We start from the raw sequence: 25,226 nt of genomic DNA, 5'->3' as shown, positions 1-25,226 counted from the left end.
GGACCGTGTTACCTGCAGATGACGAGGAGTGCTCCCCGGATCGAACGTTCTCGTCACGAAACGGTAACGGCCACGCGAGAAGTCGGGGCCTCACCCGCGGTGCTCCGGCGTACTAGGCTGAGCCTCGTCCTTTCCGCCTCCCGCGGCCCGACCGCGCAAGGAGAATCACGTGTCTGCCAACGAGCCCACGAAGCCGACTCCCCCCGTCCCCGGACCCCCCACCGTGCCGATGCCGCGAAAGGCGCCGACACCGGCCGCCGTCGCGCCCGTCGCATCGGTGCCGGCCGCATCCTCGACCTCAGCCGAATGGGGTCGCGTGTCCGATGACGGAACCGTCGAGGTCAAGGAGGGCGATGCCTGGCGCGTCGTCGGCCAGTACCCCGACGGCACTCCCGACGAGGCCCTCGCCTACTTCGTCCGCAAGTTCGACGACATCGCCTTCAAGGTGCACACGCTCGAGCAGCGCCACCAGGCAGGCGGAACTTCTGCCGGCGACCTGGCCAAGCAGGCTGCGCACCTGATCGAGGAGGCGACCGATGCCGCCGCCGTCGGCGATCTCGCAGGACTGCGCGATCGGCTCAACGCGCTCACCTCGTCGTTGTCGGAAGCCACCGAGCAGGAGGCGCAGCAGGCCAAGGAGCTCGTCGACAAGGCGATCGCCGAGCGCACGATCCTCGTCGAGCGCGCCGAGGAGATCGCCGCCCGCGACCTCAGCAAGGTGCAGTGGAAGCAGGTCACCGCCGAGCTCGGCGAGCTGTTCGACGCCTGGCAGGCGCAGCAGCAGAACGGACCGCGCCTGTCGAAGGGAATCTCCCAGCAGCTCTGGAAGCGGTTCCGCGACGCCCGTGCGATCGTCGACAAGCAGCGCCGTGCGTTCTACTCCGAGCTCGACGATGCGCACAAGGCAGCGCGCGACGCGAAGACCCGTCTGGTCGAACGCGCCGAAGCGCTCGCCCCCCGTGGCACGGACGGCATCCCCGCGTATCGCAACCTCCTCGACGAGTGGAAGGCATCCGGGCGCGCCGGACGCAAGGCCGACGACGCCCTCTGGGCACGCTTCAAGGCTGCCGGCGACGCTCTCTACGCCGCGCGTGCCGAGCAGGCCGCTGCGGAAGAGGCAGACTCCGCGCCGAAGATCGAGGCTCGCGAGGCCCTCCTCGAAGAAGCGAAGGCCGTCGCGGACGAGTCGAACATCAAGCGGGCCCGTGCACTTCTCACGCGCATCCAGCGGCAGTGGGACGAGATCGGCCGCATCTTCCCCCGGGAGAAGGAGCGTGCACTCGACGACAAGCTCCGCGCGATCGAGCAGGCTCTGAAGGGCCGCGAAGACGTGGACTGGAAGAAGAACAACCCCGAGACCAAGGCACGCGCGAACGACATGAGTTCGCAGCTGCTCGAGGCGATCGAGAAGCTCGAGGCCGAGGTCGCCGCGGCGGAGAAGGCGGGCGACAAGAAGGCCGCCAAGGCCGCATCCGACGCACTCGAAGCGCGACGCGCCTGGCTGAGCGCCCTCGGCAGCTGATCCGTTCTCCACAGCTCACCCGCGAGCTCGGAAGAGGCGGGGTGCACTGCGCCAGACTGGCGTGATGCACCCCGCCTTTCTCTACGTCCCCGGTGAGCGGTTGAGCCAGTCAGAGCTGAGCGCCGCGCGGATCGACGGCCACGTGGTCGAGGTGGGCGACGCCTACGTCCCCGCTGACCTCATCGAGGGACCCGATGTCAGGGCCAGCACGATCGCCGCCCTGGTGCGGCCCGGAACCGCAGCCTCGGGTCCGACCGCCGCCTGGATCCACGGCGCCGGTGACGCCCCGCCCGCCGTGCATCACATCAGGCGCTGCGTCGAGAGGCGCATCAGAGCCGTCACCAGTTCACGACTCGTCTTCCACGACACCGTGGTGCCGTCGTCCGACCTTCAGCAGATCGGCGGAGTGCTGGTGTCGACGCCGATGCGGACGATGCTCGACCTCGCCACGACGCTGCACCGTGACCCCCGAGTGCTCGCGTGGATGGACCGTCTCGCCATCGTGTTCCCCGAAGCGCCCGAGGCTGCGGGAGACGCGTTGCGCGGCATGAGCCGTGTTCCCGGCAGTCGCGTCGGATCGGCCGTGCTGGAACGACTCTCGCTCAAGAAGAGGTGACGCGGTAGACGTCGTAGACGGCGTCGATCCGGCGCACCGCGTTGAGCACACGGTCCAGGTGAACGGCGTCACCCATCTCGAACACGAAGCGACTCAATGCCAGGCGCTCATCGGTGGTCGTGACCGTCGCCGAGAGGATGTTGACGTGGTGCTCGCTCAGAACGCGCGTGACGTCCGAGAGGAGCCCGGAGCGGTCGAGGGCCTCGACCTGGATCTGCACGCGGAACACGCTCTTGGTGGTCGGCGCCCAGGACACCTCGACGAACCGGTCCTGCTCGCTGCCGAGGGCCTTGACGTTGACGCAGTCGGCACGATGCACCGACACTCCGCTGCCACGGGTCACGAAACCGACGATCTGATCCCCGGGAACAGGTGTGCAGCACTTGGCCAGCTTCACCAGGATGTCGTTGGCTCCACGAACGAGCACACCGGAGTCCCCGGATCGCGGCTCGCGGCTCGGAGCGCTGCCAGGCAGATCGATGGCACCCGTCGTGGGGTCGCTCGCCGCCACGAGAGCGGTGACCTTCTCCAGCACCGACTGTGTGGAGACATGCCCCTCACCGACGGCGGCGTAGAGTGCGGACACGTCCTCGTAGTGCATGCCCCGCGCCACTTCCGTGAACGAATCATGACTCATCAGACGCTGCAGCGGCAGGTTCTGTCGGCGCATCGCGCGGGCGATGGCCTCCTTGCCCTGCTCGATCGCCTCCTCGCGGCGCTCCTTCGTGAACCATCCGCGGATCTTGTTGCGGGCGCGGGTGCTCGCGACGAAGCCGAGCCAGTCCTGGCTGGGACCTGCGTCGGGGTTCTTCGAGGTGAACACCTCGACGACGTCGCCGCTCTTGAGCTCGGATTCCAGCGGAACCAGACGACCGTTGACCTTCGCACCCATCGTGCGGTGGCCGATCTCGGTGTGCACGGCGTACGCGAAGTCCACCGGCGTCGCACCCGACGGGAGTCCGATCACGCGGCCCTTCGGGGTGAAGACGTAGACCTCTTTCGCCCCGATCTCGAACCGGAGCGACTCCAGGAACTCACCGGGGTCGGCGGTCTCCGCCTGCCAGTCGGAGATGTGCGCGAGCCACGCCATGTCGGTGTCGGAGGCGCGGACCTCGGTCTTGCCACCGCCGTTCATCCGCTCCTTGTACATCCAGTGCGCCGCGACACCGTACTCGGCCTGCTGGTGCATCTCGTGCGTGCGGATCTGGATCTCGACAGTGCGGCCGGCGGGGCCGATCACGGTGGTGTGCAGCGACTGGTAGAGGTTGAACTTGGGCGTCGCGATGTAGTCCTTGAACCGGCCGGGCAGCGGAGTCCAGCGCGCGTGGATCGCACCGAGCACGGCGTAGCAGTCGCGCACCGAGGCGACCAGCACCCGGATGCCGATCAGGTCGTAGATGTCATCGAACTCGCGACCGCGGATGACCATCTTCTGGTACACCGAGTAGAGCTGCTTCGGCCGACCGACCACCTTGCCGCGGATGCGGAGATCGCGCAGATCCTCGTCGATCTCCTCGACGACCTGAGTCAGGTACTTCTCGCGTTGCGGGGTGCGCTGGGCGATGAGGCTGTGGATCTCGTTGTAGATCTTCGGGTGCAGCACCGCGAAGGAGAGATCCTCGAGCTCCGACTTGATCGCCTGGATACCGAGGCGATTGGCCAGCGGCGCGTAGATCTCCAGCGTCTCCTTGGCCTTCTTCGCCGCCTTCTCGGGCGGGACGAAACCCCAGGTGCGCGCGTTGTGGAGACGGTCGGCGAGCTTGATCAACAGCACCCGGATGTCTTTCGACATCGCGACGATCATCTTGCGGACGGTCTCGGCCTGAGCGCTCTCGCCGTACTTGACCTTGTCGAGTTTGGTGACGCCGTCGACGAGCATCGCGACCTCGTCGCCGAACTCGGCGGTGAGGTCGGTCAGCGCATACCCCGTGTCCTCGACCGTGTCGTGGAGCAGTGCGGCCGCGATCGCCCGCGGTCCGAGGCCGAGCTCCGCGAGGATCTGCGCGACCGCGAGCGGGTGCGTGATGTACGGCTCGCCGCTCTGGCGCTTCTGACCCTCGTGCTTCTCCTTGGCGACCGCGTAGGCCCTCTCGATGACCGAGAAGTCACCCTTGGGGTGATTCGCGCGCACTGTGCGGATGAGGTTGTCGAGGTCGTTGATCCTGGACGCGCGGGAGAAGATGCGGGGAACCAGCCGTCGCAGACTCGAACCCTGCGATGACGTCTGTGGTTCCGCCATCAACTCACCTCCCGATCAGTTCATCCTACGCGTGCTGGGCGGGACGAGCTCCCGCTGAGCTGACCGGTCAGACCTCGACCGACGCCTTGCTGCGGCTGTCGCGGATGCGGGCGTCGCGTGCCTTGAGCTGCGGCTCGTTCTCGCGGAACAGCGAGTAGAGCGGAGCAGCCACGAAGAGCGTCGAGTAGGTCGCCACCAGGATGCCGACGAAGATCGACAGCGAGATGTCGGTGAGCGACTCCGCACCGAGCCAGAAAGCGCCGATGAAGAGCACGGCGCCGACCGGCAGCGCTGCGACGACCGAGGTGTTGATGGAGCGCACCAGCGTCTGGTTCACGGCGAGGTTCACCGATTCACCGAACAGACGGGCGGACTTCTCCCCGTCCTCCGTGGTGTTCTCCCGGATCTTGTCGAACACGACCGTGGTGTCGTACAGCGAGTACGCGAGGATCGTCAGGAAGCCGATCACCGCCGCAGGCGAGATCTCGAAGCCGGCCAGCGCGTAGACGCCCACCGTGATCACGAGCACGTCGAGCAGACCGATGATGGCTGCGGCCGACATCTTCCACGTGCGGAAGTAGATCGCGAGGATCAGGAAGGTCAGCGCGAGGAAGATCGCAAGACCCCACAGCGACTGCTTCGTGACGTTCTCGCCCCAGGCCGGGCCGATGAAGGAGGAGGTGACGGCAGAGGGCTCGACGCTGTAGGCCTTCGCCAGCGCCTCGCCGACCTGCTGGGTCTCCGCGGCGCTCATCTGGTCGGTCTGGACGCGGATGTCCGTGCCGTTGACCACGACGACCTTCGTCGCCGCACCGGGCACGACCGACTGCACCGCGGTGGTCGCGGTGTCCTGCTCGACGCTGTCCGGCGCCTGAACGGTGAACTGCGATCCCCCGGTGAACTCGATCGAGAACTGGATCGGGCGGATGAGGGGCACGAGTGCCGATCCGACGACGAGAGCGATCGCGATGATGAACCACAGACGCCGCTTGCCGACGAACGGGAAAGAGGTCTTCCCCGAGTAGAGGTTGTTGCCGAACTCATTCATGGAAGGCATCAGGCGTCTCCCTCACTTCCGGCGTTGGTGGGTTTGTCACCCGCGAGGGCCTCGGCGCGCTTGCGTTCGGCGATGGTCTGTCTGCGATCCGCCTCACCGCGGGAGCGGGCGTTCCTCGCGCCCCGCCCTGCGGATACCGTGGTCACCTCGCGATACTGCGAGCGGCTGCGGTACACGGCGCCCAGAGCCTCGGGGTCGAGACCGGAGAGCTTGTGGCCTCCGCCGAAGAATCGCGTGCGTGCGAGCAACTGCATCACGGGATGCGTGAAGATCACGAAGATGAACACGTCGATGAGCGTCGTGAGGCCGAGCGTGAACGCGAAGCCCTTCACCGTGGCGTCGGCCAGGATGTAGAGCACGAGCGCCGCGAGGATGTTGATGGACTTCGAGATGTAGATCGTGCGCTTGGCGCGACCCCAGCCGTCTTCCACCGCAGAGGTGATCGACTTTCCATCACGGAGTTCGTCTCGTATTCGCTCGAAGTACACGATGAACGAGTCGGCCGTGAAACCGATGGAGACGATCAGACCGGCGACACCGGCGAGCGACAGGCGGAAGCCGATGCGCCACGCCAGGATGCAGATGATGATGTAGGTGAGGATCGCCATCACCGCGATCGACGCGATGATCACCGACCCGAGCGCGCGATAGACGATCAGCGAGTAGATCGCCACCAACGCGAGACCGATGAGTCCGGCGATCAGACCGATCTGCAGCTGCTGGGTACCCAGCGTGGCCGAGATCGTGTCGGAGCTCTGCACCGTGAAGCTGAGCGGAAGAGCACCGAACTTGAGCTGGTCCGCGAGAGTCGTCGCGGTCTCCTGCGTGAAGCTGCCCGAGATGCTCGGCTTTCCGTCGAGGATCTGGCCGTTCATGCGCGGCGCGCTGATCACGTTGCCGTCGAGCACGAAAGCGAACTGATCGCGCGGCGTGAGCCCGTCGATGCGGTTCTGGTTCAGACGGGTGCTGACCTTGCCGAAGGCGTCGGCCCCGTCGCCGTTCATCGTGAGCTGGACGAGCCACGCACCCGACTTCGGATCGCGACCGGCCGAGGCGTCTGTGATGGCCGTTCCGTCGAGCTCGGCAGGTCCGAGGATGTACTTCGCCGTCCCGTCCGCCGAGCAGGCGATGAGCGGCTGGTCCTTCGGCGCCTTCGCGGCGTTGTTGTCGGGGTTCGCGCAGTCGTACGCCTGGAACTCCGCGGCCAGCTTGTCCGTGACCCAGGAGAGGTCGCTCGCGTCGGTCGGCTCGGCCGTCGGCGTCGAGTTGAGCCCCGGGTCCGGGCTCGGGTACGGCGTGGAGTTGCCATCCTCGCCGACGAACTCGTTGGTCGCCGCCGTGGTGTACAGAACGGGGCGGAACTCGAGCTGAGCGCTCGACTGGATCCGCTCCCGCGTCTGCGCGTCGGCCTCACCCGGGATCTGGACGACGATGTTCTGTCCGCCCTCGGTGGTGATGTCGGCCTCGGCGACACCCGAGGCGTCGACGCGCTGACGGATGATCGCCGCGGCCTGATCGAGCTGCTCGGTCGAGGGGGCGGCGCCGTCCTCGGTCTCCGCGCTCAGGACGATCTGCGTGCCGCCCTGGAGGTCGAGGGCGAGCTCGGGTGACCACGAGCTCGCGGCCTCCCCGTTGCTGTCCTTGAAGACGTACACGCCCAGCGCGTTGATGCCGAAGAGCAGGCCCGTCACGAGGAGCAGGCCGAGAAGGACCCGCCAGGCGTGACGGACGGGAGAGGATGAAGCCACGTGTGTTCAGCTTTCTGGAAGGACGGAGATCCGAGCGGCCGCGTCGGCCCCGGGCTTACTTGTCGTCGGCGTCGCGCTCGAGGCGGGCGCGGGTCTCCTCGGGAGTCTCGACGGCCGGAGCGATCGACTCGTCGGCGACCTGCTCCTCGACGATCTCATCTGCCGACGCGTCGACGACGGCGTCCTTGGGCTCGACGACGCGCAGGATGGCCTGGCTGTGGACGTCGATGATGGTGCCGGGAGCGATCTCGACCAGCGCCGGCGTGTCGAGGTCTTCGGGGTCGTACGCGACGATCGTCCCGTAGATGCCGCCCTGCAGGAGCACCTTGGCGCCCGGAACAGTCTTGGTGGCCTTCTCCTCCTGCTCTGCCTTCATCTGCTTCGTGCGCTTGCGCGTGTTGAAGATCATGAAGACGAGGAGGACGGCAAGAAGGCCGAAGAGCAGGAATTCCATGGGCATGGGGGAAGCGCCTTTCTCAGGTGCACGCTCCAGCCTTTGGGCGCGCGAAGGTAACCGGGAAGTCTCCAGCGATTATAGGTCATCCAACGTAAGCATCCCGTCCGGATGCGCGACGCCCAGATGCGCGTACGCCTCCGGCATCGCGACACGGCCACGGGGAGTGCGTCCGAGGAACCCGATGCGCACGAGGTAGGGCTCGACCACGCTCTCCACCGTCTCAGCCTCCTCGCCGACCGCCACCGCGAGTGTGCTGAGCCCGACCGGACCCCCGCGGAATCGACGCACCAGCGCTTCCAGCACAGCACGGTCCAGGCGGTCGAGGCCGATCGGATCGACGTCGTAGAGTTCCAGCGCCGCACAGACCTCGCGGATGGTCGCCACTCCCCCCGTGTGCACCAGGGCGTAGTCGCGCACACGGCGGAGCAGACGGTTGGCGATGCGTGGTGTGCCGCGCGAGCGGCGGGCGATCTCGGAGAGCGAATCCGTCGGCAGATCGACGCCGAGGACGGCGGCCGAGCGGGCGATCACCTGTTCGAGCTCGGACTCCTCATAGAACTCCAGGTGCCCGGTGAAACCGAAGCGATCACGCAGGGGGTTCGGCAGCAGACCGGAGCGCGTCGTCGCGCCGACGAGGGTGAACGGCGAGAGTTCGAGCGGAATGCTCGTGGCGCCCGCGCCCTTGCCCACCATGATGTCGATGCGGTAGTCCTCCATCGCGAGGTAGAGCATCTCCTCCGCGGAGCGCGCCATCCGGTGGATCTCGTCGATGAACAGGACTTCGCCTGGCACCAGGCTCGACAGCAGAGCGGCGAGGTCTCCGGCGTGCTGGATCGCCGGACCGCTGGACAGACGCAGCGGACGCTCGCTCTCGTGCGCCACGATCATCGCGAGCGTCGTCTTGCCGAGCCCCGGAGGCCCTGCCAGCAGGATGTGGTCGGCCGGACGGCTCTGGATGCGTGCGGCCTCGAGGAGGAGCTGCAGCTGACCGCGGACCTTCTGCTGTCCGACGAATTCCCCCAGGCTGGTCGGACGCAGCGCGCCCTCGATCGCGAGCTCGGTCTCGTCGGACGGCTCGCTGGCGTCGAGATGGTCAGACACGCGTCTGGCCTCCCTGCGCCGGGCCGAGGAGGGCGAGCGTGCGTCGCAGGAGCGAGGCGACCGATGCGCGCTCCGCATCCGTGGCCTCCGCCGCCGTCTGGGCCGCGGCTTCCGCGGCGACCTTCTCGGACCAGCCGAGGCCCACCAGCGCTGCGGCCACCTGCGTCACGACGTCGGTTCCGCCCGCGGCCGCCGGCTTCGACGGCGCCGCGAAGGCCTGCACCTTTCCGGCGAGCTGCAGGACGATGAGCTTGGCCGTCTTGGGGCCGATGCCGGAGACGCGCCGGAACGGGGCGTCGTCCTCGGCCGTGACGGCTTCGGCGATCTGATCGGCCGTGAGGTGCGAGAGCACGCCCAGCGCCGACTTCGGACCGACACCGGTGACGCTGATGAGAAGTCCGAAGATCTCCAGCTCCCCCCGGTCGGCGAATCCGAACAGCGACAGGGAGTCCTCGCGCACGATGAGGCTGGTGTGCAGCAGGAGCTTCTCCCCCACCGCCGCTGTGTGCGCGACGTCAGCGGGGACGGCGACGGCGAATCCGACCCCGCCCACGTCGATGACGACCTGATCGGATGCCGCATGCAGGACGACACCGTGCAGAGAGGAGATCATCCCCTCAGCCTACGGTGTCGCTCGTAGGTATGTTCGACCGACACGCTTCTCGGCATCGGCCCAGGCACGCTGCGCGGGAGTCAGCGCCGCCTGGCCGGAAGATGATGCGGCTCCGCCGCGGCGCCATGCGTGGCAGAGGGCGATCGCCAGGGCGTCGGCGGCATCGGCCGGCTGCGGCAGCTCGTCCAGGCGCAGGATGCGCGCGATCATGGTCTGCACCTGTCGCTTGTCTGCAGCGCCGTATCCCGTCACCGCCGCCTTGACCTCGCTCGGGGTATGGGTGGCGGCAGGCAGCCCCGACTCGGAGGCGATCAGCAGCGCGACGCCACTGGCCTGCGCCGTTCCCATGACCGAGTGGGTGTTCTGCTGTGCGAACACGCGCTCGACGGCCACCGCGTGCGGACGGTGCTCGGCGATCACGGCGCGGATGCCGGCGGCGACGATCGACAGACGATCACCGATCTCCGCGTCCGGCGATGACCTGATCACGCCGACGTGCACCAGAGTCCCGCGGCGCGAGCCGTCGACGTCGACCACGCCGACACCGCACCGGGTGAGCCCTGGATCGATGCCGAGCACACGCAGAGAGGAGGTCACTCCCCCAGGCTAGGCCGCAGGACCGACACCGGCCGCTCGGCGCGCCTACGCCTCGTCGTTCTCCAGTTCGGCCTGGACCTCGGGGGTCAGGTCGAAGTTGGTGAACACGTTCTGCACGTCTTCGCTGTCTTCCAGGGCGTCGATCAGACGGAAGATCTTGCGCGCCGTGTCGGCGTCGATCTCGACCTTGAGGTTCGGGACGAACTCGACGTCGGCCGATTCGTAGTCGATCCCCGCTTCCTGGAGCGCGCTGCGCACGGCCACGAGGTCGGTCGCTTCGGTGATGACCTCGAAGCCCTCGGCGTGCGGCTCGATCTCCTCGGCACCCGCCTCGAGCGCCGCCATCATGACGTCGTCCTCGGAGGTGCCCTCGGAGCCGACGACGATGACGCCCTTGCGGCTGAAGTTGTAGGCCACACTGCCCGGGTCGGCCAGCGTGCCGCCGTTGCGGCTGAGAGCCGTGCGCACCTCGGCGGCCGCGCGGTTCTTGTTGTCGGTCAGACACTCGATCATGAGCGCGACACCGTTGGGCCCATAGCCTTCGTACATGATCGAGAGGTACTCGACGGCCTCGCCGCCGATACCTGCGCCGCGCTTCACCGCGCGATCGATGTTGTCCTTCGGGACAGAGGTCTTCTTCGCCTTCTGCACCGCGTCGAAGAGCGTCGGGTTGCCCGCCAGGTCAGGTCCGCCGAGCTTGGCGGCGACCTCGATGTTCTTGATGAGCTTGGCCCAGGACTTCGCGCGCCTGGAGTCGATGATGGCCTTCTTGTGCTTCGTGGTCGCCCACTTGGAATGCCCGGACATAAGTCTCCGCTCGTCGTATCCGCGTGAGCTCGCGCTCAGCGCGTCGTCCATTCTATCGAACGGCGCGGGTGGCGCAGGATGGAGGAATGCGCAGATCACGACACATCGCTCCTGCACGGCTCTCCTCGCACGTGCGCGACGGCGAGCCGACACCGGCCGACGCCTTGCGCTACCTGGTCCATCTGCCGGACGACTACGACGCCGATCGGGAGAAGCTCTGGCCCCTCGTGCTGTTCCTGCACGGTGCCGGAGAACGAGGTTCCGACATCGACCTCGCCGCCGTGCACGGCCCGCCGATGCTGGCGGATGCCGGCCGCGAGTTCCCCTTCGTCCTCGTCACACCCCAGTGCGCGGAGTCGAGTCAGTGGGTCGCCGAGGTCTCGACGCTGTCCGCACTGCTTGACGAGGTCGTCGCGGCGCACCGCATCGACCCGGCGCGCATATCGGTGACTGGACTCAGCATGGGCGGGTTCGGGACCTGGAGTCTGGCGGTGCGCTATCCGGAGCGGTTCGCCGCGATCGCACCCATCTGCGGCGGACTGTGGATGCAGAGCGCCGCGCCTGTGCGCAGCCTGCCCGTCTGGGCGTTCCACGGCGACGCCGACGATGTCGTGCCGATCTCCGCCACGGAGCAGATCGTGACCGAGCTCCAGTCGCTCGACGCCGACGTGCGGTTCACGCGATATGCGAGCGTCGGTCACGATTCCTGGACCGAGACGTACGCGAACCCCGAGTTCTACGACTGGCTGCTCTCCCACCGCCGGGTCGATCCCGACACGGAGGGCACCGCACGATGAACACCGGAGCTGATCGCCTCCGGCCCGCCTGGACGGCGCTTCCTCCGTCGGTACGCGCACAGATCGTCGGGGCGATCGGAGGCGACTTCGTGACCGACCGGCCCGCACACGGCGGCTTCAGCGCCTCCTATGCGGGCGTCGTGACGACCACGGCAGGTCATGCCTTCGTCAAGGCCTGCGGTGCCGACTGGCACGCGGACTCGCTGCACTTCCTCCGCGAGGAGATGCGCACGCTCGTCGACCTGCCGTCTTCGGTCGCTCCGCGCCTCCTCGCCGCCTTCGACGACGCCGCGGGTGCCGCACTCGTCATCGAGGCGATCGACGGACACCACCCCGGTCGACCGTGGACGCTCGAAGATCTGCACGCCGTGGCTCAGGCTCTGCGAGCGCTCTCGACCACCGCCGCGCCGTCGGAGATGCCGCGAGCGGAAGACCGCATGATCCCCGGCTTCGCCCGGTGGACGCAGATCGCCGCGGATCCCCGTCTCCTCGATGCTCTGCCCCACGATCTGCCGGCGCGGATGCCGCAGCTCCTGCGGATCGAGGAGGGCCTCAGCGACGCCCTGCACGGCGACGTCATCGTGCATGACGACGTGCGGGCGGACAACATCCTCATCAGCGGTGCACGAGCGCACCTGCTCGACTGGCCGCATGCATCCAGGGGCGCTGCGTGGGTCGACCTGCCCTGTCTGCTGCCGAGCATCGAGGCGTCGGGTGGGCCGACCTGCGAAGAGGCGTGGGCTGTGTTCGAAGACCACGATGCGCCGTCGCAGGTCGAGTTGCTCCCCGTGATCTCCGCGTTCGCGTCGTTCCTCTGGTACCAGCAGGCACAACCGGAGATTCCGCAGCTCCCTGGCCTTCGCGCCTTCCAGCGCGCGCAGGCGGTTCCGGCGCTGCGCTGGCTCGCCACGCTGCTCTGATCAGACGCGCGACGTCACCATCGCGCGTCGGCGCGCTTCGACCCGCGCGAGGAAGCGCTCATGGAAGCGCTTCTCCCCCGTGATCTCGGGGTGGAAGCTCAGCCCGAGCAGTTCTCCCTGCTCCACCGCGACGACGCGACCGTCCGGCAACGCCGCCAGCACCTGGGCACGCGGACCGACCGACTCGACCACGGGGCCGCGGATGAACGCCGCAGAGACCGGCTCCGTACCGAGAGCGGGGACATCGAGCTCGGCCTCGAAGGACTCCACCTGACGTCCGAAGGCATTGCGGCGGACGACGACGTCGAGCCCGCCGAACGATTCCTGCCCGTCGATCGCGTCGACGATGTCATCGGCGAGCATGATCAGTCCCGCACAGGTGCCGAGCACCGGCATCCCTGCCGCGATCGCGTCGCGGATCGGCTGCTGCATCCCGAAGATGCGGGAGAGCTTGTCGATCACGCTCGACTCTCCGCCCGGGATCACGAGGCCGCCCACCGACGAGAGCTCGTCGGGACGACGCACCAGAACCACATCGGCGCCGAGGCCCGTGAGCAGGGCGGCGTGCTCGCGCACGTCGCCCTGCAGCGCGAGGACACCGACCCGAGTGCTACCAGCCACGCTCGGCGAGGCGGTGCGGTGCCGGGAGGTCGCTGACATTGATGCCGACCATAGCCTCGCCGAGACCCCGCGAAACCTCGGCGATGACCTTGGCGTCGTCGAAGAAGGTCGTCGCTTTGACGATCGCCTTCGCGCGCTCGGCGGGGTTGCCCGACTTGAAGATCCCGGATCCGACGAACACGCCGTCGGCGCCGAGCTGCATCATCATCGCCGCATCCGCAGGGGTCGCGACTCCGCCGGCCACGAACAGCACGACGGGGAGCTTTCCGGTCTCGGCGATCTCGGCCACGAGCTCGTAGGGTGCCTGCAGCTCCTTGGCCGCGACGAACAGCTCGTCCTTGGGCAGCGCGGTGAGCGCAGCGATCTCGCCGCGGATCTTGCGGATGTGCTTCATCGCCTCCGAGACGTCACCGGTACCGGCCTCGCCCTTGGAGCGGATCATGGCCGCGCCCTCGTTGATGCGACGCAGTGCCTCGCCGAGGTTGGTCGCACCGCACACGAACGGCACAGTGAAGCCGTACTTGTCGATGTGGTTCACGTAGTCGGCGGGCGAGAGCACCTCGGACTCGTCGATGTAGTCGACGCCGAGCTCCTGCAGGACCTGCGCCTCGACGAAGTGCCCGATGCGGGCCTTGGCCATGACGGGGATCGACACCGCGTCGATGATGCTGTCGATCATGTCGGGGTCGCTCATGCGCGAGACGCCGCCCTGCGCACGGATGTCGGCCGGCACGCGCTCGAGCGCCATGACGGCGACGGCGCCGGCGTCTTCGGCGATCTTCGCCTGCTCTGCCGTGACGACGTCCATGATGACGCCGCCCTTGAGCATCTCGGCGAGTCCGCGCTTGACGCGCGAGGATCCGGTGGTTGTCTGCTCTGCCATGGGGAACTCCTGTCGGATGCACCGAAGTCGGTTTTGATCTAGGTCAAACATAGCACTGTCCGATTCGACCTAGAATCGCTGAGGAGGACCATGAGCGACCAGATCACAGGCACCACCGCATCGGACATCGCCGACAGCGTGCGTTCCCTGCGCGATCGCGGAATCCTCCACGCCGGTGCGGTGCTCCCCCCGGTGCGGGAGCTCGCGGCCACGCTGGGTGTGAACCGGAACACCGCCGTCGCGGCCTATCGACAGCTCGCCCAGGCGGGCCTGGTGATCTCTCGCGGCCGAGCGGGCACCGTCGTCGCCGGGCTCGAAGCGGTGGCGCAAGAGGGGTACGCCTCCGACACGGTGCTCCGCGACATCGGCACGGGGAACCCGGATCCGCGGCTCATCCCCGACCCGGCGCCCGCGCTGATGACCATCGCATCGCGTCCGGTGCTCTACGGCGAGCCCGTGATCGACGAAGGCCTCGAGCAGTGGTCGAGCCGGTGGATCACCGGCGATCTCGCAGAACACGACTTCCGGATCACGATCACGAGCGGCGCGGTCGACGCCGTCGAGCGCCTGCTGGCGCAGGCCCTGATGCGCGATGACGCCGTCGCACTGGAAGACCCCTGCTTCCTGGCGAGCATCCACACGGTACGACTCGGCGGGTACCGCGCGGTTCCCGTGCCCGTCGATGCCGAGGGCATGACGGTCGACGGCCTGCGTTCCGCGCTGGCGGCCGGAGTCCGCGCCATCATCTGCACACCACGGGCCCAGAATCCGACCGGAGCGAGCCTCACCGCATCCCGGGCCGCTGAACTGCGCGGCGTGCTCGCCGACCACCCCTACGTGCTGATCATCGAGGACGATCACTTCTCGATGCTCTCCCAGCGGCCGTACGAATCGCTCATCGGGCCGGACCACCGCCGGTTCGCCCTCGTGCGCTCCGTCTCGAAGTTCCTGGGACCCGATATGTGCCTGGCCATCGCGGCGACCGACGCCGAGACCGCCGAGCGCCTCGCGATGCGGCTGAGCCCCGGCACCACCTGGGTCAGCCACCTCCTGCAGCGTCTCGCCCTCACCCAGCTCACCGACGAGACGGTGCGGGCAGAAGTCGCCTCTGCCGCGGCGCACTACGCGCAGCGGAACGCCGCCTTCGCCGCCCGGCTGCGCGCGAACGGCATCGAGGCCACGGCATCCGACGGGTTGAGCCTGTGGGTGCGGTTCGGCCAGCCTGCACGCGCCGTCGCCGAGCGGCTCATGCGGCGCGGGTGGCTCGCCCGCACCGGAGACGACTTCGCCCTCGACGAGAAGGCGGAGCCCTCGCACCACCTGCGCCTGACCGTGCACGACCTCTCCGACGACGAGGCCGAGTCCCTGGTCGCAGATCTCGTCGCCGCGGGGCGATGACCATCCACGGCGGGTATCGGCCCGCCCTGAACGAAAGAGTCGGAGAATGAAGATCCTCTCCATCCAGTCAGCCGTGGCCTACGGGCACGTCGGCAACTCCGCTGCCGTGTTCCCGCTGCAGCGCATCGGCGTCGAGGTGCTCCCGGTCTACACCGTGACATTCTCCAACCACACCGGCTACGGCGCCTGGCGCGGCCCCCTGATCGCGCCCGACGACGTGCGCGAGGTCATCACGGGAATCGAGGAGCGCGGCGTGTTCGACCGGATCGACGCCGTCCTCAGCGGTTACCAGGGTGGTGAGGGCATCGGCGACGTGATCATCGACGCCGTCGCACGGGTCAAGACCGCGAACCCGAACGCCGTCTACGCGTGCGATCCCGTCATGGGCAACGCGAAGTCCGGCTGCTTCGTCGCACCCGCCATCCCGGTGCTGCTGCGGGAGCGTGTCGTCCCGGTGGCCGACATCATCACGCCGAACCAGTTCGAACTCGGCTTCCTCACCGACACCGAGCCGGACACGCTGGAGTCCACCCTCGCCTCTGTCGATCTCGCACGCGCCATGGGTCCGCGCACCGTGCTCGTGACCAGCGTCGAACGCCCCGACCGCGAAGAGGGCACGATCGAGATGCTCGCCGCCGACGACGAGGGCGCGTGGGTCGTGCAGACCCCGCACCTGCCGATGAAGGCGAACGGCTCCGGCGATGTGACCGCAGCGTTGTTCACCGCGCACTACGTCGAAACCGGAAGCGCGAAGATCGCCCTTGAGCGCACGGCGTCCAGTGTGTACGACCTGCTCAAGGCGACGCTCGAATCCGGTGAGCGCGAACTGCAGCTCGTCGAGGCCCAGGATTTCTACGCCCACCCGCGGATGCAGTTCACGGCACGTCAGGTGCGCTGAGCCCCGACGTCTCGCTCACCGCTCGCTCGACCACCCCGGTCTGTCGAGCGGGCGAGCGAGGCTGTCGGTCTCAGCTGCCGGATTCCGGCCAGGCCGCCGCGACGGCCTCGCGCACCTCGCCGAGGAGCTGCGGAAGCGCCTTGGTCTTCGCGATGATCGGGAAGAAGTTCGCATCCGACGTCCAGCGCGGCACCACGTGCTGATGCAGATGGGCGTCGACGCCCGCTCCGGCCACCGCCCCCTGATTCATCCCGAGGTTGAAGCCGTCACAGCGTGACACCTCACGCAGCACCCGCATGGCCGTCTGCGTCAGCGCGCCGATCTCGGCGACCTCCTCAGCCGTCGCCTGGTCGTACGTGGCGATGTGGCGGTAGGGGCAGACGAGCAGATGTCCCGAGTTGTAGGGGAAGAGGTTCAGCAGCACGTAGGCCGTCTCTCCCCGGGCGACGACCAGCCGCTCGGCATCCGGGAACTTCGGCGCCTCGCAGAACGGGCACTCGTCGCGAAGCGGCTCGGGCCCTGCCTGGATGTACGCCATCCGGTGCGGGGTCCACAGCCGCTGGAACTCGTCCGGGACTCCTGCGAGTACTCCGGCATCCTCCAGCGGCTGCGCCCCGTCGGTCACGCCAGATCCCCTGCCTTCAGCACGAGCGCGTGGGACGCGATGGCGGCGCCGATACGACGCACCGCATCCTCGACCGGGACACCGTTCTCCTGCGTGCCGTCGCGGAAGCGGAACGACACGGTGCCAGCGGCACGGTCCTGCTCCCCGACGATGAGGATGACGGGGACCTTCGCGGTCGTGTGGGTGCGGATCTTCTTCTGCATGCGGTCGTCCGAGTGGTCGACATCGGCCCGGACCCCCGCCGCGCGCAGCTGCGCGATGACGTCGTCCAGATAGTCGCCGTACTGCTCAGCGACCGGAACACCCACCACCTGGCTGGGTGCGAGCCACAGAGGGAAGTCGCCGGCGTAGTGCTCGAGGAGGATCGCGAAGAACCGCTCGACGGAGCCGAGGAGTGCACGGTGGATCATGACCGGCCGGTGCTTCTGGCCGTCGGGACCGGTGTACTCCAGTTCGAACCGGTCCGGCTGGTTGAAGTCGAGCTGGATGGTCGACATCTGCCAGGTGCGGCCGATCGCGTCACGCGCCTGCACGGAGATCTTCGGACCGTAGAAGGCCGCTCCGCCGGGGTCGGCGACCAGTTCGAGCCCGGACTCGATCGCGACCTCACGCAGCGTGTCGATCGCCGTCGACCACTGTTCCGGCTCGCCGAGGAACTTCGGGTTGCCCTCTTCGTTCGTCGACAGCTCGAGGTAGAAGTCGTTGAGTCCGTAGTCGCGGAGCAGGTCGAGGACGAGGTTCAGGTTGGTGGTGAGCTCTTCCTTGACCTGGTCCTGAGCGACGTAGATGTGCGCGTCGTCCTGCGTCAGGCCGCGCACGCGGGTCAGACCGGACAGCGTGCCGCTCTTCTCGTAGCGGTAGACCGTGCCGAACTCGGCCAGTCGCAGCGGCAGCTCGCGGTAGGAGCGCCCGCGCGAACGGAAGATGAGGTTGTGGAACGGGCAGTTCATCGGCTTCAGGTAGTAGTCCTGCCCCTGCCGGGTGACGTTGCCCTCCTCATCGACGACCTCGTCGAGGTGCATCGGCGGGAACATGCCGTCCGCATAGGTCTGCAGGTGACCCGACGTCATGAAGAGATCCTTCTTCGTGATGTGCGGGCTGTTCACGAGGTCGTACCCGTTGCGCAGCAGGTGCTTGCGCAGGTTCTCCTCGATCTCGTAGCGGATGATGCCGCCCTTGGGATGGAACACCGCGAGTCCGGAGCCGATCTCGTCCGGGAAGGAGAACAGGTCCATCTCGGCACCGAGCTTGCGGTGGTCTCGGCGCTCCGCCTCGGCGATGCGCTCCTGATAGGCGCGCAGCTCGTCCTTGGTCGGCCAGGCCGTGCCGTAGATGCGCTGCAGCTGCGGGTTCTTCTCACTGCCGCGCCAGTACGCGGCGGCGATGCGGGTGAGGTCCCAGCCGTTGCCGATCATGCGCGTGTTCGGCAGGTGCGGACCGCGGCAGAGGTCCTTCCAGACGACCTCGCCGTCGCGGGTGGTGTTGTCGTAGATCGTCAGCTCACCCTCGCCGACCTCGACGGACGCGCCCTCGGCGGCCTCCTGGGCGCCCTTGAGGCCGATGAGTTCGAGCTTGAACGGCTCGTTCGCGAGCTCGGCGCGAGCTTCCTCGTCGGTGACGACACGGCGGACGAAGCGCTGGCCCTCGCGGATGATGCGCTGCATCTCCTTGCTGATGGCCTTGATGTCCTCGGGCGTGAACGGGGTGTCGACGCCGAAGTCGTAGTAGAACCCGTCGGTGATGGGCGGACCGATGCCTAGGTTCGCCTGCGGATTGATGCGCTGCACGGCCTGAGCCAGCACGTGGGCAGCGGAGTGACGGAGAATGTTCAACCCGTCCGCGCTGTCGATCGTGACCGCCTCGATCACGTCGGTGTCGGTCACGGTCGTGGCGAGATCCTTGAGATCGCCGTTGACGCGCATCGCGACGACGTTTCGGTCAGTGAACAGGGCGAAGCCGTCATTCGGCCGGGCGTTTTCAGGCACAGAAACTCTCCATCTGGGTCGGTACCAGGTTACTCGCCCGGCTGGGCCCTCCTGACCGCCACCCGCGTGAAGATCACCGGCGCGGATGTGGCGCTCCGGCGGGTTCAGCCGCGACGGTCGGCTCCGCCCGACGCGATCACGATCCCCGACTCGTAGGCGTCGATCACGAGCTGCGCCCGATCGCGCGCGTGCAGCTTCGACATGATGCGATTCACATGGGTCTTCGCCGTGTGCGGTGAGATCACGAGGTCGTCCGCGATGTCCTGATTCGAAGCCCCACCCGCCACGAGGAGCAGCACTTCCCGTTCGCGTTCCGTGAGCTGGCGCAACGGCTCGCTGTTCCAGGCCTCGGCGCGTGGATGCTGTGGCAGCACCGAGCGTTCGATCAGCGACCGCGTCGCCGCCGATGACAGGAGCGCCTCTCCGCGATGCACCACTCGCACGGCACCGACGATGTCCTCCGGCTCCGCACCTTTGCCGATGAACCCGCTGGCGCCGGCACGGAGGGCGGCCACGACGTAGTCGTCCTCCTCGAAGGTCGTCAGGATGAGCACGCGCGGCGTCGTGGTCAACGACGCGCTCATGATCTGCGCGGTGGCGGCGATGCCGTCGAGCTCCGGCATCCTGATGTCCATCACGACGACGTCCGGCATCCATCGGCTCACCGCGGAGACCGCCTCCCGCCCGTTCGCCGCCTCGCCGACCACCTCGATGCCGCCGTCGGCGAGGATGTCGCTGACGGCCTGCCGCACCAGCGGCTGGTCATCGACGACGAGCACCCGGATCATCGTGCGCCTCCATCGAGGGGGATCCGAACGTCCAGGCGGAACGCGCCGTCGGCGGCGCCGGCCTGCACGTCTCCGCGGACGGCGACGACCCGCTCGCGCAGCCCGCGCAGCCCGTGGCCACCGGCATCCGACACGGAGCCCGGTTGCACAGCCGTCTGATTGACGACGACGAGGCGGAGCGCATCGTCCTCCACCCGGAGACGAACGCGCGCCGAGCCGTCCGCTCCATGCTTGTGCGCATTCGTCAGACCTTCGAGAACCACGAGGTAGGCGACGTGATCGCTGGCCGGCGACAGGGCGGGCCGTTCGAGATCGTCGTCCAGATCGACGTCGAGCCCCGCCTCGCGAAACTGCCTGACCAGCCCATCGAGACCGGCCAGCCCGACCTGCGGGCGCAGGTCGCGCACGTCGTCCGGATCGTCGGAGCGCAGCAGCGCCATCAGTCCGCCGATGTCGGCGAGCACGGTACGGGAGGAACGTCGAATGGTCGTCAGGGCCTCGCGCGCACGCTCCGGACGGACCTCCAATGCGGACGACGCGACGCCTGCATTGAGACTGATGACCGAGATCTGATGGGCGACGACGTCGTGGAGGTCCCTGGCGATGCGCACCCGTTCCTCCGCGACCCGACGCCGTGCTTCCGTATCTCGCCCCTGCTCGGCGCGTTCCGCTCGTTCCGTCATGGCGCGCACGAACTCGCGTCGCGACCTGGCCGCGTCTCCCAGGGCCCCGGCGAGGGCGATGATGAAGACGAACTGCAGCGCGCGGGCATCGAGGAGGTCTCCGCCGAGCGGGATCGCGCTGACGAAGAAGACGAGCACCGTCGCCGCGCTCACCGCGATGATCCCGACGAGTCGTCCACGGCGGTCCACGACGGCGTAGGCGCTGATCGCCGTGGCGATGAGCGCGCTCGGCGACATGACGCCCGTGAGCGCCAGGACCGTCGCGCACATCAGGCTGAGGGTGAGCACGACAAGTGGAAGCCGTCGACGGAAGGGCATCGCGGCCGCGGGGACGAGGGCTGTGACGAGCATCCAGCCGCTCGCACGGAAAGCGTCGTCCGGGAAGGGTGACACGGCGAACAGGACCACCACGACCACGGCGATCACGTCGCCGACCGGCGCCGGGATTCGCGGAGGACGGGGTGCCGACATCACACCAGTATTCCCCGCGACGCCGGCACGGGGATCCCCCGACGGGATGAGCTGCGTGTACTGCGCTCGCAGTACACGAGTGTCCGCGGCTGGGCGACGCGACGGCGGATGCCGGACGGCACGCTGGAACGAGGGCGCACAGGGCGTGCGCCGAGAGGGGTCGGCATGAAGAAGCCTGTCAAGAGAGTGCTCGTCGCGCTCACATCCGTCGTCGCGGTGATCGCGCTCGGTCTGACGGCCACCACCGTCGGCAATGCGGTGGCCACCACGATCGAACAGGATCGCATCGAGCCCTACGGCCAGAAGGTCACCGTGGACGGGCACGACATGAACGTCATGATCACCGGCGAGGGTTCAGAGGACATCGTGCTCCTGCCGGGGTTCGGCACCGCATCGCCCGTGCTCGACTTCGAGCCGCTCGTCGCCGAGCTGGCGCAGGATCATCGCGTCATCGTGGTGGAGCCGTTCGGCTACGGGCTGAGCGACGGCACGGACCGCGCCCGCACCACCGACAACATCGTGACGGAGACGCACGCCGCCCTACAGGAGCTCGGCGTCGACGACTACGTCCTGATGGGACACTCCATCGCCGGCATCTACGGCATCCAGTTCGCGAACCGCTATCCCGATGAGGTCAGGGCGTTCGTGGGCATCGACAGCAGCGTGCCCGGCCAACCCGGTTCGGACACCGAGCTGCCGGTCGGACTGTTCAGTGCCGCGAAGAGCCTCGGACTGGTCCGACTCATCGCGTCCTTCCGTGGCACGGGCTACGACGAATCCGTCTACTCCGCGAAGGCACGGGAGCAGATCGCCCTGCTCACCGACCGGAACACGTTGAGCCCCACCTACCTGAATGCGATGTCTCTGCTTCCGGCGAACTTCGAGGATGCACTCGGCACGAGCTTTCCCGAGGACCTCCCCCTGCTGCTGTTCGTCGTCGCCGACAACCCGTCCGTCCCCACGTGGCTGCGGTTGCACGAGGAGCAGGCCGAGGCGGTCGCTGACGGCACGGTCGTGCCGCTCGACGGAGAGCACTACCTCCATCACACCCACACGCCGAGGATCGTCGACGAGTTCCTCCTGGGAGCGCACGCGGATGTCCGCCCCGCAGTGACGTGTCCCAGCGCATTGAGGCGGTGGGAGTGGCGGGCAGTCAAACATCACGTAGCGTGAACGGATGGACAGAGCAGTCGCACGATGGATACTGGCGCTCGCGCTCGGCGCGATCGGGGTCGGCCACTTCCTGAGCACACGGGGATTCCGTGTGGTGGTGCCGGACTGGGCCACGCGCCTCACCAGGCTCGACAAGGACACGATCGTGATCGCATCCGGTGCCGCCGAAGTCGCGCTCGCCGCCGGACTGCTCGCGCTGCCGAAGGAGCGCCGCCGCATCGGCTGGGCGACCGCGGCGTTCTTCGTCGCCGTGATGCCGGGGAACATCCACCAGTGGCGAACCCGGCGCTCGACGCCGGGACTCGACACGGATGCCCGGCGTTTCGGCAGGCTGTTCCTGCAGCCGCTCCTCGTACTGTGGGCGCTGTGGTCGACGAGCGGCGAGGCCCCTCGTCGTCGCAACCGCCGTCGCGGCTGAGCGACGAACCATGACCACGCGTTCCAGGAGAATGGTCCCATGACGTCTCCCTCGATCGTGTGGTTCCGCGATGACCTCCGACTCGCAGACAACCCCGCGCTGCGGGCAGCGATCGACCGAGGAGAACCGGTCATCGCCCTGTACGTGTTCGACGAGGAGTCGCCGGGCATCCGTGCCATCGGTGGCGCAGCCCGCTGGTGGCTGCACCATTCGCTGGCGTCTCTCGACGAGCGTCTCCGCGACCGTGGTGGTGCCCTCGTGCTGCGTCGCGGCCCTGCCGAGCGCATCGTCCGCGAAATGGTGACCGAAGTCGGAGCGGGCGCCGTGTTCTGGAACCGCCGGTACGGGGGTCCCGGGCGCGAAGTCGACTCGGCGCTGAAAAGCTCGCTCCGGGCCGATGGACTCGAGGTCGCCTCCTTCGCCGGCTCGCTTCTCCACGAGCCCTGGACGGTCAGAACCGGAAGCGGCACGCATTATTCGGTGTTCACGCCCTTCTGGCGGGCCTGCCTCGCGCTGCCGGCGCCGCGTTCCCCTCTGCCGGAGCCTCGGTCGGTCCCCGGCCCGACACACATGCCGCCATCGGACACGCTGGACGACTGGAATCTCCTGCCCGCGACCCCGGACTGGGCCGAGGGGCTGCGCGAGACGTGGGAGCCGGGAGAACCCGCCGCGCGACAGCGGCTGAAGGACTTCCTCGAGCATGACCTCCCCTCATACGACCGCGCGCGGGACGAACCGTCAGCCGGGGCCACCTCGTTGCTCTCCCCCCACCTCCGATGGGGAGAGATCAGCCCGTTCACCGTCTGGCACGAGGCGGTCGGCGTCGACGGCGCCGGTGGATTCCTCTCCGAGGTGGGCTGGCGCGAGTTCGCCTGGCACACGCTGTACCACTCCCCCGACCTCGCGAGCGAGAATCTGCGGCCGGAGTTCGACGCCTTCCCCTGGCCGCCCTTGAACCCCGCCCACCTCGACGCGTGGCAGCACGGAGAGACGGGCGTTCCCCTCGTGGATGCCGGCATGCGTGAGCTCTGGCACACCGGCTACATGCACAACCGGGTCCGGATGGTCGTGGCATCCTTCCTCGTGAAGAACCTGCTCATCGACTGGCGCCTGGGAGAAGAGTGGTTCTGGGACACGCTCGTCGACGCCGACGAGGCCAACAACCCCTTCAACTGGCAGTGGGTCGCCGGCTCCGGAGCCGATGCGGCGCCCTACTTCCGCGTGTTCAACCCCGAACTCCAGGCGAAGAAGTTCGACCCGCAGAGCCTCTACATCTCGCGCTGGGCCGCCGACGCCCCCACCGAGCCGATCGTGGACCTGGCCGAGACGCGGAAGATCGCGCTCGCCGCCTACGAGCAGGTCAAGCGCGCACCGCGCACAGGACGCGACTGACGAGAGCGGCACCCACGATCGGATGGGCGAATCGAGTCGCCGACGCCGTCCATGCCAGACTGGAGCCGTGACCGAATCCAGGAAGCCAGCCGTCGTCCGCGGCTTCGCTGCTTCGTCACTGGCGATCTTCGTCGCTCTCGCAGGTCACGTCTCGGGCGGCGGGCAGATGCCCGGAGCGCTCGGCATCGCCGTGCCGTGGGTGTTCTCGTTCATGATCTGCGTGCTGCTCGCCGGTCGTTCTCTGTCGCTGATCCGATTGAGCATCTCCGTCGCGGTCAGCCAGTTCCTGTTCCACACGCTGTTCGTGCTCGGCACCGTCACGCCGTCCGGCGTCGCCACCCCGCACGTGCATGGGGCGCCCCTGGTGATCCCGGCGACGGCCGGTGTCCCCGAGGCCGTCACCGCCGATGCGTCCATGTGGCTCGGACACGCGATCGCCGCACTTCTGACGGTGGCCGCGCTTCATCGGGGCGAGCGCCTGGTCCTCGCCCTCCGCGATCTCGCCGTGCAGGTGGTCCGCTGGCTGCGTCGCCGTGTCGATCATGTCCTCGTGCTTCCGGTCGCCCCGGTCGCCGGCCGCTTGCGCGGTCGGTTCGATCTCGAGCGCGCCGTAGGCCTCGTCCTCCTCGCCACCCTCAGGGGTCGCGCTCCGCCTCTCTTCGCTGCGATCTGATCCGCGCCCTGTACCGGCCCGACCGGTCCTGTGGTGCGTCACCGCCGTGCGCCATCGATGCGCGCGGGTTCTGAACGCTTGCATGAACGTCGCGCACGCGACGTCTGATGAGAGGCCATTCCCATGTCCCCTGTCCGCAGGATTGCGGCCGGGTTGGCGTTGGCGACGGTCGCGACCCTCGCGATCGCCACGCCCGCGTCCGCCCACGACCAACTGATGTCCAGCACGCCGGCCGCCGATGAGCAGTTGGCTGCAGCGCCGGAGAGCATCACGATGACGTTCTCCGGCGAGCTCCTGGTGCTCGATGAGTCGCTGACCGGGGCCGTCGTCCTGGTCGTGGACGCGTCGGGGAAGGACTGGGTCTCCGGCGATGCGACAGTCGCCGGGCGCACGGTCACCGCCGCGCTCGAACCGGGAATGCCGACCGCCGGCTACCAGGTGCGCTGGCAGGTCGTGTCGGAAGACGGTCATCCGATCGCCGGGGTCATCCCCTTCACGATCGGCGACGCCGAACCGCTGCAGAGCCCCACCTCCGGCGGCTCGACAGCGACACCTCCGGCCTCCGCAGAACAGCCGGATCAGACCGCAGCAGATTCGGGCAGCGCCCTCAGGGTGCTGCTCATCGGCGCGGGCGGAGCGGCCGTGGCCGTCCTCGCCCTCGTCCTCATTCGATTCCTTCGTCGTCCTCGGACGGCAGCCGCTCCGCCGCACGACGGCGGATCCGCGGCAGATGACCTGTGAAAG

The 25,226-nt window shown here is 68.1% G+C and carries 25 protein-coding genes; 11 read left to right on the top strand and 14 right to left on the bottom strand.

All coding sequences use genetic code 11. The features are described from left to right. Positions 1 to 169: 169 nt before the first annotated feature. Entirely contained in the window at positions 170 to 1,522 is a 1,353-nt protein-coding gene (locus ASD13_RS08270) for a DUF349 domain-containing protein (RefSeq protein WP_200942467.1), read from the top strand. Between the two features lie 64 nt (positions 1,523 to 1,586). Next, the gene (locus tag ASD13_RS08265) at positions 1,587 to 2,138 is read left to right on the top strand and encodes a type IV toxin-antitoxin system AbiEi family antitoxin (protein WP_055868066.1); all 552 of its coding nucleotides are present in this window, start codon (positions 1,587 to 1,589) and stop codon (positions 2,136 to 2,138) included. Here the strand turns inward: ASD13_RS08265 and ASD13_RS08260 are convergent. The 8 genes from ASD13_RS08260 to ASD13_RS08225 form a co-directional block, all read right to left on the bottom strand. Next, the gene (locus tag ASD13_RS08260; RefSeq protein WP_017830540.1) at positions 2,125 to 4,377 is read right to left on the bottom strand and encodes a RelA/SpoT family protein; all 2,253 of its coding nucleotides are present in this window, start codon (positions 4,375 to 4,377) and stop codon (positions 2,125 to 2,127) included. The two genes, ASD13_RS08265 and ASD13_RS08260, sit on opposite strands and share 14 nt — an antisense overlap. Positions 4,378 to 4,444: 67 nt before the next feature. Next, a complete protein-coding gene (gene secF, locus ASD13_RS08255; protein WP_055868063.1) occupies positions 4,445 to 5,434 on the bottom strand; it encodes a protein translocase subunit SecF in 990 nt (329 codons plus the stop codon). Continuing rightward, entirely contained in the window at positions 5,434 to 7,182 is a 1,749-nt protein-coding gene (secD, locus tag ASD13_RS08250) for a protein translocase subunit SecD (protein WP_055868061.1), read from the bottom strand. Before secD ends, secF begins: the two co-directional genes overlap by 1 nt. Positions 7,183 to 7,237: 55 nt before the next feature. Further along, positions 7,238 to 7,636, bottom strand: a complete 399-nt coding sequence (locus ASD13_RS08245; RefSeq protein WP_017830537.1) for a preprotein translocase subunit YajC — start codon at positions 7,634 to 7,636, stop codon at positions 7,238 to 7,240. Positions 7,637 to 7,714: 78 nt separating this feature from the next. Then, positions 7,715 to 8,740 (bottom strand): Holliday junction branch migration DNA helicase RuvB, encoded by a 1,026-nt coding sequence (ruvB, locus tag ASD13_RS08240; RefSeq protein WP_055868058.1) that lies wholly within the window; start codon positions 8,738 to 8,740, stop codon positions 7,715 to 7,717. Then, a complete protein-coding gene (ruvA, locus tag ASD13_RS08235) occupies positions 8,733 to 9,353 on the bottom strand; it encodes a Holliday junction branch migration protein RuvA (protein WP_055868056.1) in 621 nt (206 codons plus the stop codon). The genes ruvB and ruvA overlap by 8 nt, the downstream gene beginning before the upstream one ends. A 9-nt stretch (positions 9,354 to 9,362) precedes the next feature. Continuing rightward, entirely contained in the window at positions 9,363 to 9,950 is a 588-nt protein-coding gene (ruvC, locus tag ASD13_RS08230) for a crossover junction endodeoxyribonuclease RuvC (protein ID WP_055868053.1), read from the bottom strand. Between the two features lie 45 nt (positions 9,951 to 9,995). Next, complete coding sequence (locus ASD13_RS08225; RefSeq protein WP_017830533.1) at positions 9,996 to 10,757, bottom strand: YebC/PmpR family DNA-binding transcriptional regulator; 762 nt, start codon at positions 10,755 to 10,757, stop codon at positions 9,996 to 9,998. Positions 10,758 to 10,843: 86 nt separating this feature from the next. Here ASD13_RS08225 and ASD13_RS08220 point away from each other — a divergent pair, with 86 nt between their 5' ends. Together ASD13_RS08220 and ASD13_RS08215 are read left to right on the top strand one after the other, a co-directional pair. Further along, positions 10,844 to 11,554, top strand: a complete 711-nt coding sequence (locus ASD13_RS08220; protein ID WP_055868051.1) for an alpha/beta hydrolase-fold protein — start codon at positions 10,844 to 10,846, stop codon at positions 11,552 to 11,554. Next, entirely contained in the window at positions 11,551 to 12,474 is a 924-nt protein-coding gene (locus tag ASD13_RS08215) for an aminoglycoside phosphotransferase family protein (RefSeq protein WP_055868048.1), read from the top strand. Before ASD13_RS08220 ends, ASD13_RS08215 begins: the two co-directional genes overlap by 4 nt. Here the strand turns inward: ASD13_RS08215 and pdxT are convergent, their stop codons facing one another. Together pdxT and pdxS are read right to left on the bottom strand one after the other, a co-directional pair. Next, positions 12,475 to 13,134 (bottom strand): pyridoxal 5'-phosphate synthase glutaminase subunit PdxT, encoded by a 660-nt coding sequence (pdxT, locus tag ASD13_RS08210; protein WP_055868045.1) that lies wholly within the window; start codon positions 13,132 to 13,134, stop codon positions 12,475 to 12,477. Beyond that, entirely contained in the window at positions 13,085 to 13,978 is an 894-nt protein-coding gene (gene pdxS, locus ASD13_RS08205) for a pyridoxal 5'-phosphate synthase lyase subunit PdxS (protein WP_055868042.1), read from the bottom strand. The genes pdxT and pdxS overlap by 50 nt, the downstream gene beginning before the upstream one ends. A gap of 90 nt (positions 13,979 to 14,068) precedes the next feature. On the opposite strand from pdxS, the gene ASD13_RS08200 reads away from it, so the two are divergent. Together ASD13_RS08200 and pdxY are read left to right on the top strand one after the other, a co-directional pair. Next, entirely contained in the window at positions 14,069 to 15,376 is a 1,308-nt protein-coding gene (locus ASD13_RS08200; protein WP_055868039.1) for an aminotransferase class I/II-fold pyridoxal phosphate-dependent enzyme, read from the top strand. A 46-nt stretch (positions 15,377 to 15,422) separates the two neighbouring features. Then, positions 15,423 to 16,274, top strand: a complete 852-nt coding sequence (gene pdxY / locus ASD13_RS08195) for a pyridoxal kinase PdxY (protein WP_055868037.1) — start codon at positions 15,423 to 15,425, stop codon at positions 16,272 to 16,274. Positions 16,275 to 16,344: 70 nt separating this feature from the next. Here pdxY and ASD13_RS08190 read toward each other — a convergent pair whose 3' ends face one another. The 4 genes from ASD13_RS08190 to ASD13_RS08175 form a co-directional block, all read right to left on the bottom strand. Next, positions 16,345 to 16,899, bottom strand: coding sequence for an HIT family protein (locus tag ASD13_RS08190; RefSeq protein ID WP_055868034.1), 555 nt, complete (start codon positions 16,897 to 16,899; stop codon positions 16,345 to 16,347). Then, positions 16,896 to 18,821, bottom strand: coding sequence for a threonine--tRNA ligase (gene thrS, locus ASD13_RS08185; RefSeq protein ID WP_235562546.1), 1,926 nt, complete (start codon positions 18,819 to 18,821; stop codon positions 16,896 to 16,898). Before thrS ends, ASD13_RS08190 begins: the two co-directional genes overlap by 4 nt. Positions 18,822 to 18,988: 167 nt before the next feature. Next, complete coding sequence (locus ASD13_RS08180) at positions 18,989 to 19,672, bottom strand: response regulator transcription factor (protein ID WP_055868026.1); 684 nt, start codon at positions 19,670 to 19,672, stop codon at positions 18,989 to 18,991. After that, complete coding sequence (locus tag ASD13_RS08175) at positions 19,669 to 20,826, bottom strand: sensor histidine kinase (protein ID WP_055868023.1); 1,158 nt, start codon at positions 20,824 to 20,826, stop codon at positions 19,669 to 19,671. The genes ASD13_RS08180 and ASD13_RS08175 overlap by 4 nt, the downstream gene beginning before the upstream one ends. 165 nt (positions 20,827 to 20,991) lie before the next feature. Here ASD13_RS08175 and ASD13_RS08170 point away from each other — a divergent pair, with 165 nt between their 5' ends. The 5 genes from ASD13_RS08170 to ASD13_RS08150 all read left to right on the top strand — a co-directional run bounded on the left by ASD13_RS08170 (position 20,992) and on the right by ASD13_RS08150 (position 25,223). Then, on the top strand, positions 20,992 to 21,999 hold the full coding sequence (locus ASD13_RS08170) for an alpha/beta hydrolase (protein WP_082531447.1): 1,008 nt from the start codon (positions 20,992 to 20,994) through the stop codon (positions 21,997 to 21,999). A gap of 4 nt (positions 22,000 to 22,003) precedes the next feature. Then, entirely contained in the window at positions 22,004 to 22,417 is a 414-nt protein-coding gene (locus ASD13_RS08165; protein ID WP_055868019.1) for a DoxX family protein, read from the top strand. 39 nt (positions 22,418 to 22,456) lie between these two features. Further along, positions 22,457 to 23,809, top strand: coding sequence for a cryptochrome/photolyase family protein (locus ASD13_RS08160; protein ID WP_055868017.1), 1,353 nt, complete (start codon positions 22,457 to 22,459; stop codon positions 23,807 to 23,809). Between the two features lie 67 nt (positions 23,810 to 23,876). Further along, positions 23,877 to 24,482 carry a hypothetical protein gene (locus ASD13_RS08155; RefSeq protein WP_055868013.1) on the top strand — a complete coding sequence of 202 codons (606 nt, stop codon included), beginning with the start codon at positions 23,877 to 23,879 and terminating at the stop codon, positions 24,480 to 24,482. A gap of 123 nt (positions 24,483 to 24,605) precedes the next feature. Continuing rightward, positions 24,606 to 25,223 (top strand): copper resistance CopC family protein, encoded by a 618-nt coding sequence (locus ASD13_RS08150; RefSeq protein WP_055868009.1) that lies wholly within the window; start codon positions 24,606 to 24,608, stop codon positions 25,221 to 25,223. The last annotated feature ends 3 nt before the right edge of the window (positions 25,224 to 25,226 follow it).

The sequence above is a fragment of the Microbacterium sp. Root1433D1 genome, from assembly GCF_001426835.1.
Taxonomy (GTDB): domain Bacteria; phylum Actinomycetota; class Actinomycetes; order Actinomycetales; family Microbacteriaceae; genus Microbacterium; species Microbacterium maritypicum.
This window is presented reverse-complemented; position numbering and strand designations above follow the sequence as displayed.

Bases quoted from the DNA above. Each gene is read 5' to 3' on its own strand.
- ASD13_RS08265 (WP_055868066.1), top strand. From the start codon at position 1,587: ATGCACCCCGCCTTTCTCTACGTCCCCGGTGAGCGGTTGAGCCAGTCA.
- ASD13_RS08260 (WP_017830540.1), bottom strand. From the start codon at position 4,377: ATGGCGGAACCACAGACGTCATCGCAGGGTTCGAGTCTGCGACGGCTG.
- secF (WP_055868063.1), bottom strand. From the start codon at position 5,434: ATGCCTTCCATGAATGAGTTCGGCAACAACCTCTACTCGGGGAAGACC.
- ASD13_RS08245 (WP_017830537.1), bottom strand. From the start codon at position 7,636: ATGGAATTCCTGCTCTTCGGCCTTCTTGCCGTCCTCCTCGTCTTCATG.
- ruvA (WP_055868056.1), bottom strand. From the start codon at position 9,353: ATGATCTCCTCTCTGCACGGTGTCGTCCTGCATGCGGCATCCGATCAG.
- ASD13_RS08225 (WP_017830533.1), bottom strand. From the start codon at position 10,757: ATGTCCGGGCATTCCAAGTGGGCGACCACGAAGCACAAGAAGGCCATC.
- ASD13_RS08220 (WP_055868051.1), top strand. From the start codon at position 10,844: ATGCGCAGATCACGACACATCGCTCCTGCACGGCTCTCCTCGCACGTG.
- ASD13_RS08215 (WP_055868048.1), top strand. From the start codon at position 11,551: ATGAACACCGGAGCTGATCGCCTCCGGCCCGCCTGGACGGCGCTTCCT.
- pdxT (WP_055868045.1), bottom strand. From the start codon at position 13,134: ATGTCAGCGACCTCCCGGCACCGCACCGCCTCGCCGAGCGTGGCTGGT.
- pdxS (WP_055868042.1), bottom strand. From the start codon at position 13,978: ATGGCAGAGCAGACAACCACCGGATCCTCGCGCGTCAAGCGCGGACTC.
- ASD13_RS08200 (WP_055868039.1), top strand. From the start codon at position 14,069: ATGAGCGACCAGATCACAGGCACCACCGCATCGGACATCGCCGACAGC.
- pdxY (WP_055868037.1), top strand. From the start codon at position 15,423: ATGAAGATCCTCTCCATCCAGTCAGCCGTGGCCTACGGGCACGTCGGC.
- thrS (WP_235562546.1), bottom strand. From the start codon at position 18,821: ATGCGCGTCAACGGCGATCTCAAGGATCTCGCCACGACCGTGACCGAC.
- ASD13_RS08180 (WP_055868026.1), bottom strand. From the start codon at position 19,672: ATGATCCGGGTGCTCGTCGTCGATGACCAGCCGCTGGTGCGGCAGGCC.
- ASD13_RS08175 (WP_055868023.1), bottom strand. From the start codon at position 20,826: ATGTCGGCACCCCGTCCTCCGCGAATCCCGGCGCCGGTCGGCGACGTG.
- ASD13_RS08170 (WP_082531447.1), top strand. From the start codon at position 20,992: ATGAAGAAGCCTGTCAAGAGAGTGCTCGTCGCGCTCACATCCGTCGTC.
- ASD13_RS08165 (WP_055868019.1), top strand. From the start codon at position 22,004: ATGGACAGAGCAGTCGCACGATGGATACTGGCGCTCGCGCTCGGCGCG.
- ASD13_RS08160 (WP_055868017.1), top strand. From the start codon at position 22,457: ATGACGTCTCCCTCGATCGTGTGGTTCCGCGATGACCTCCGACTCGCA.
- ASD13_RS08150 (WP_055868009.1), top strand. From the start codon at position 24,606: ATGTCCCCTGTCCGCAGGATTGCGGCCGGGTTGGCGTTGGCGACGGTC.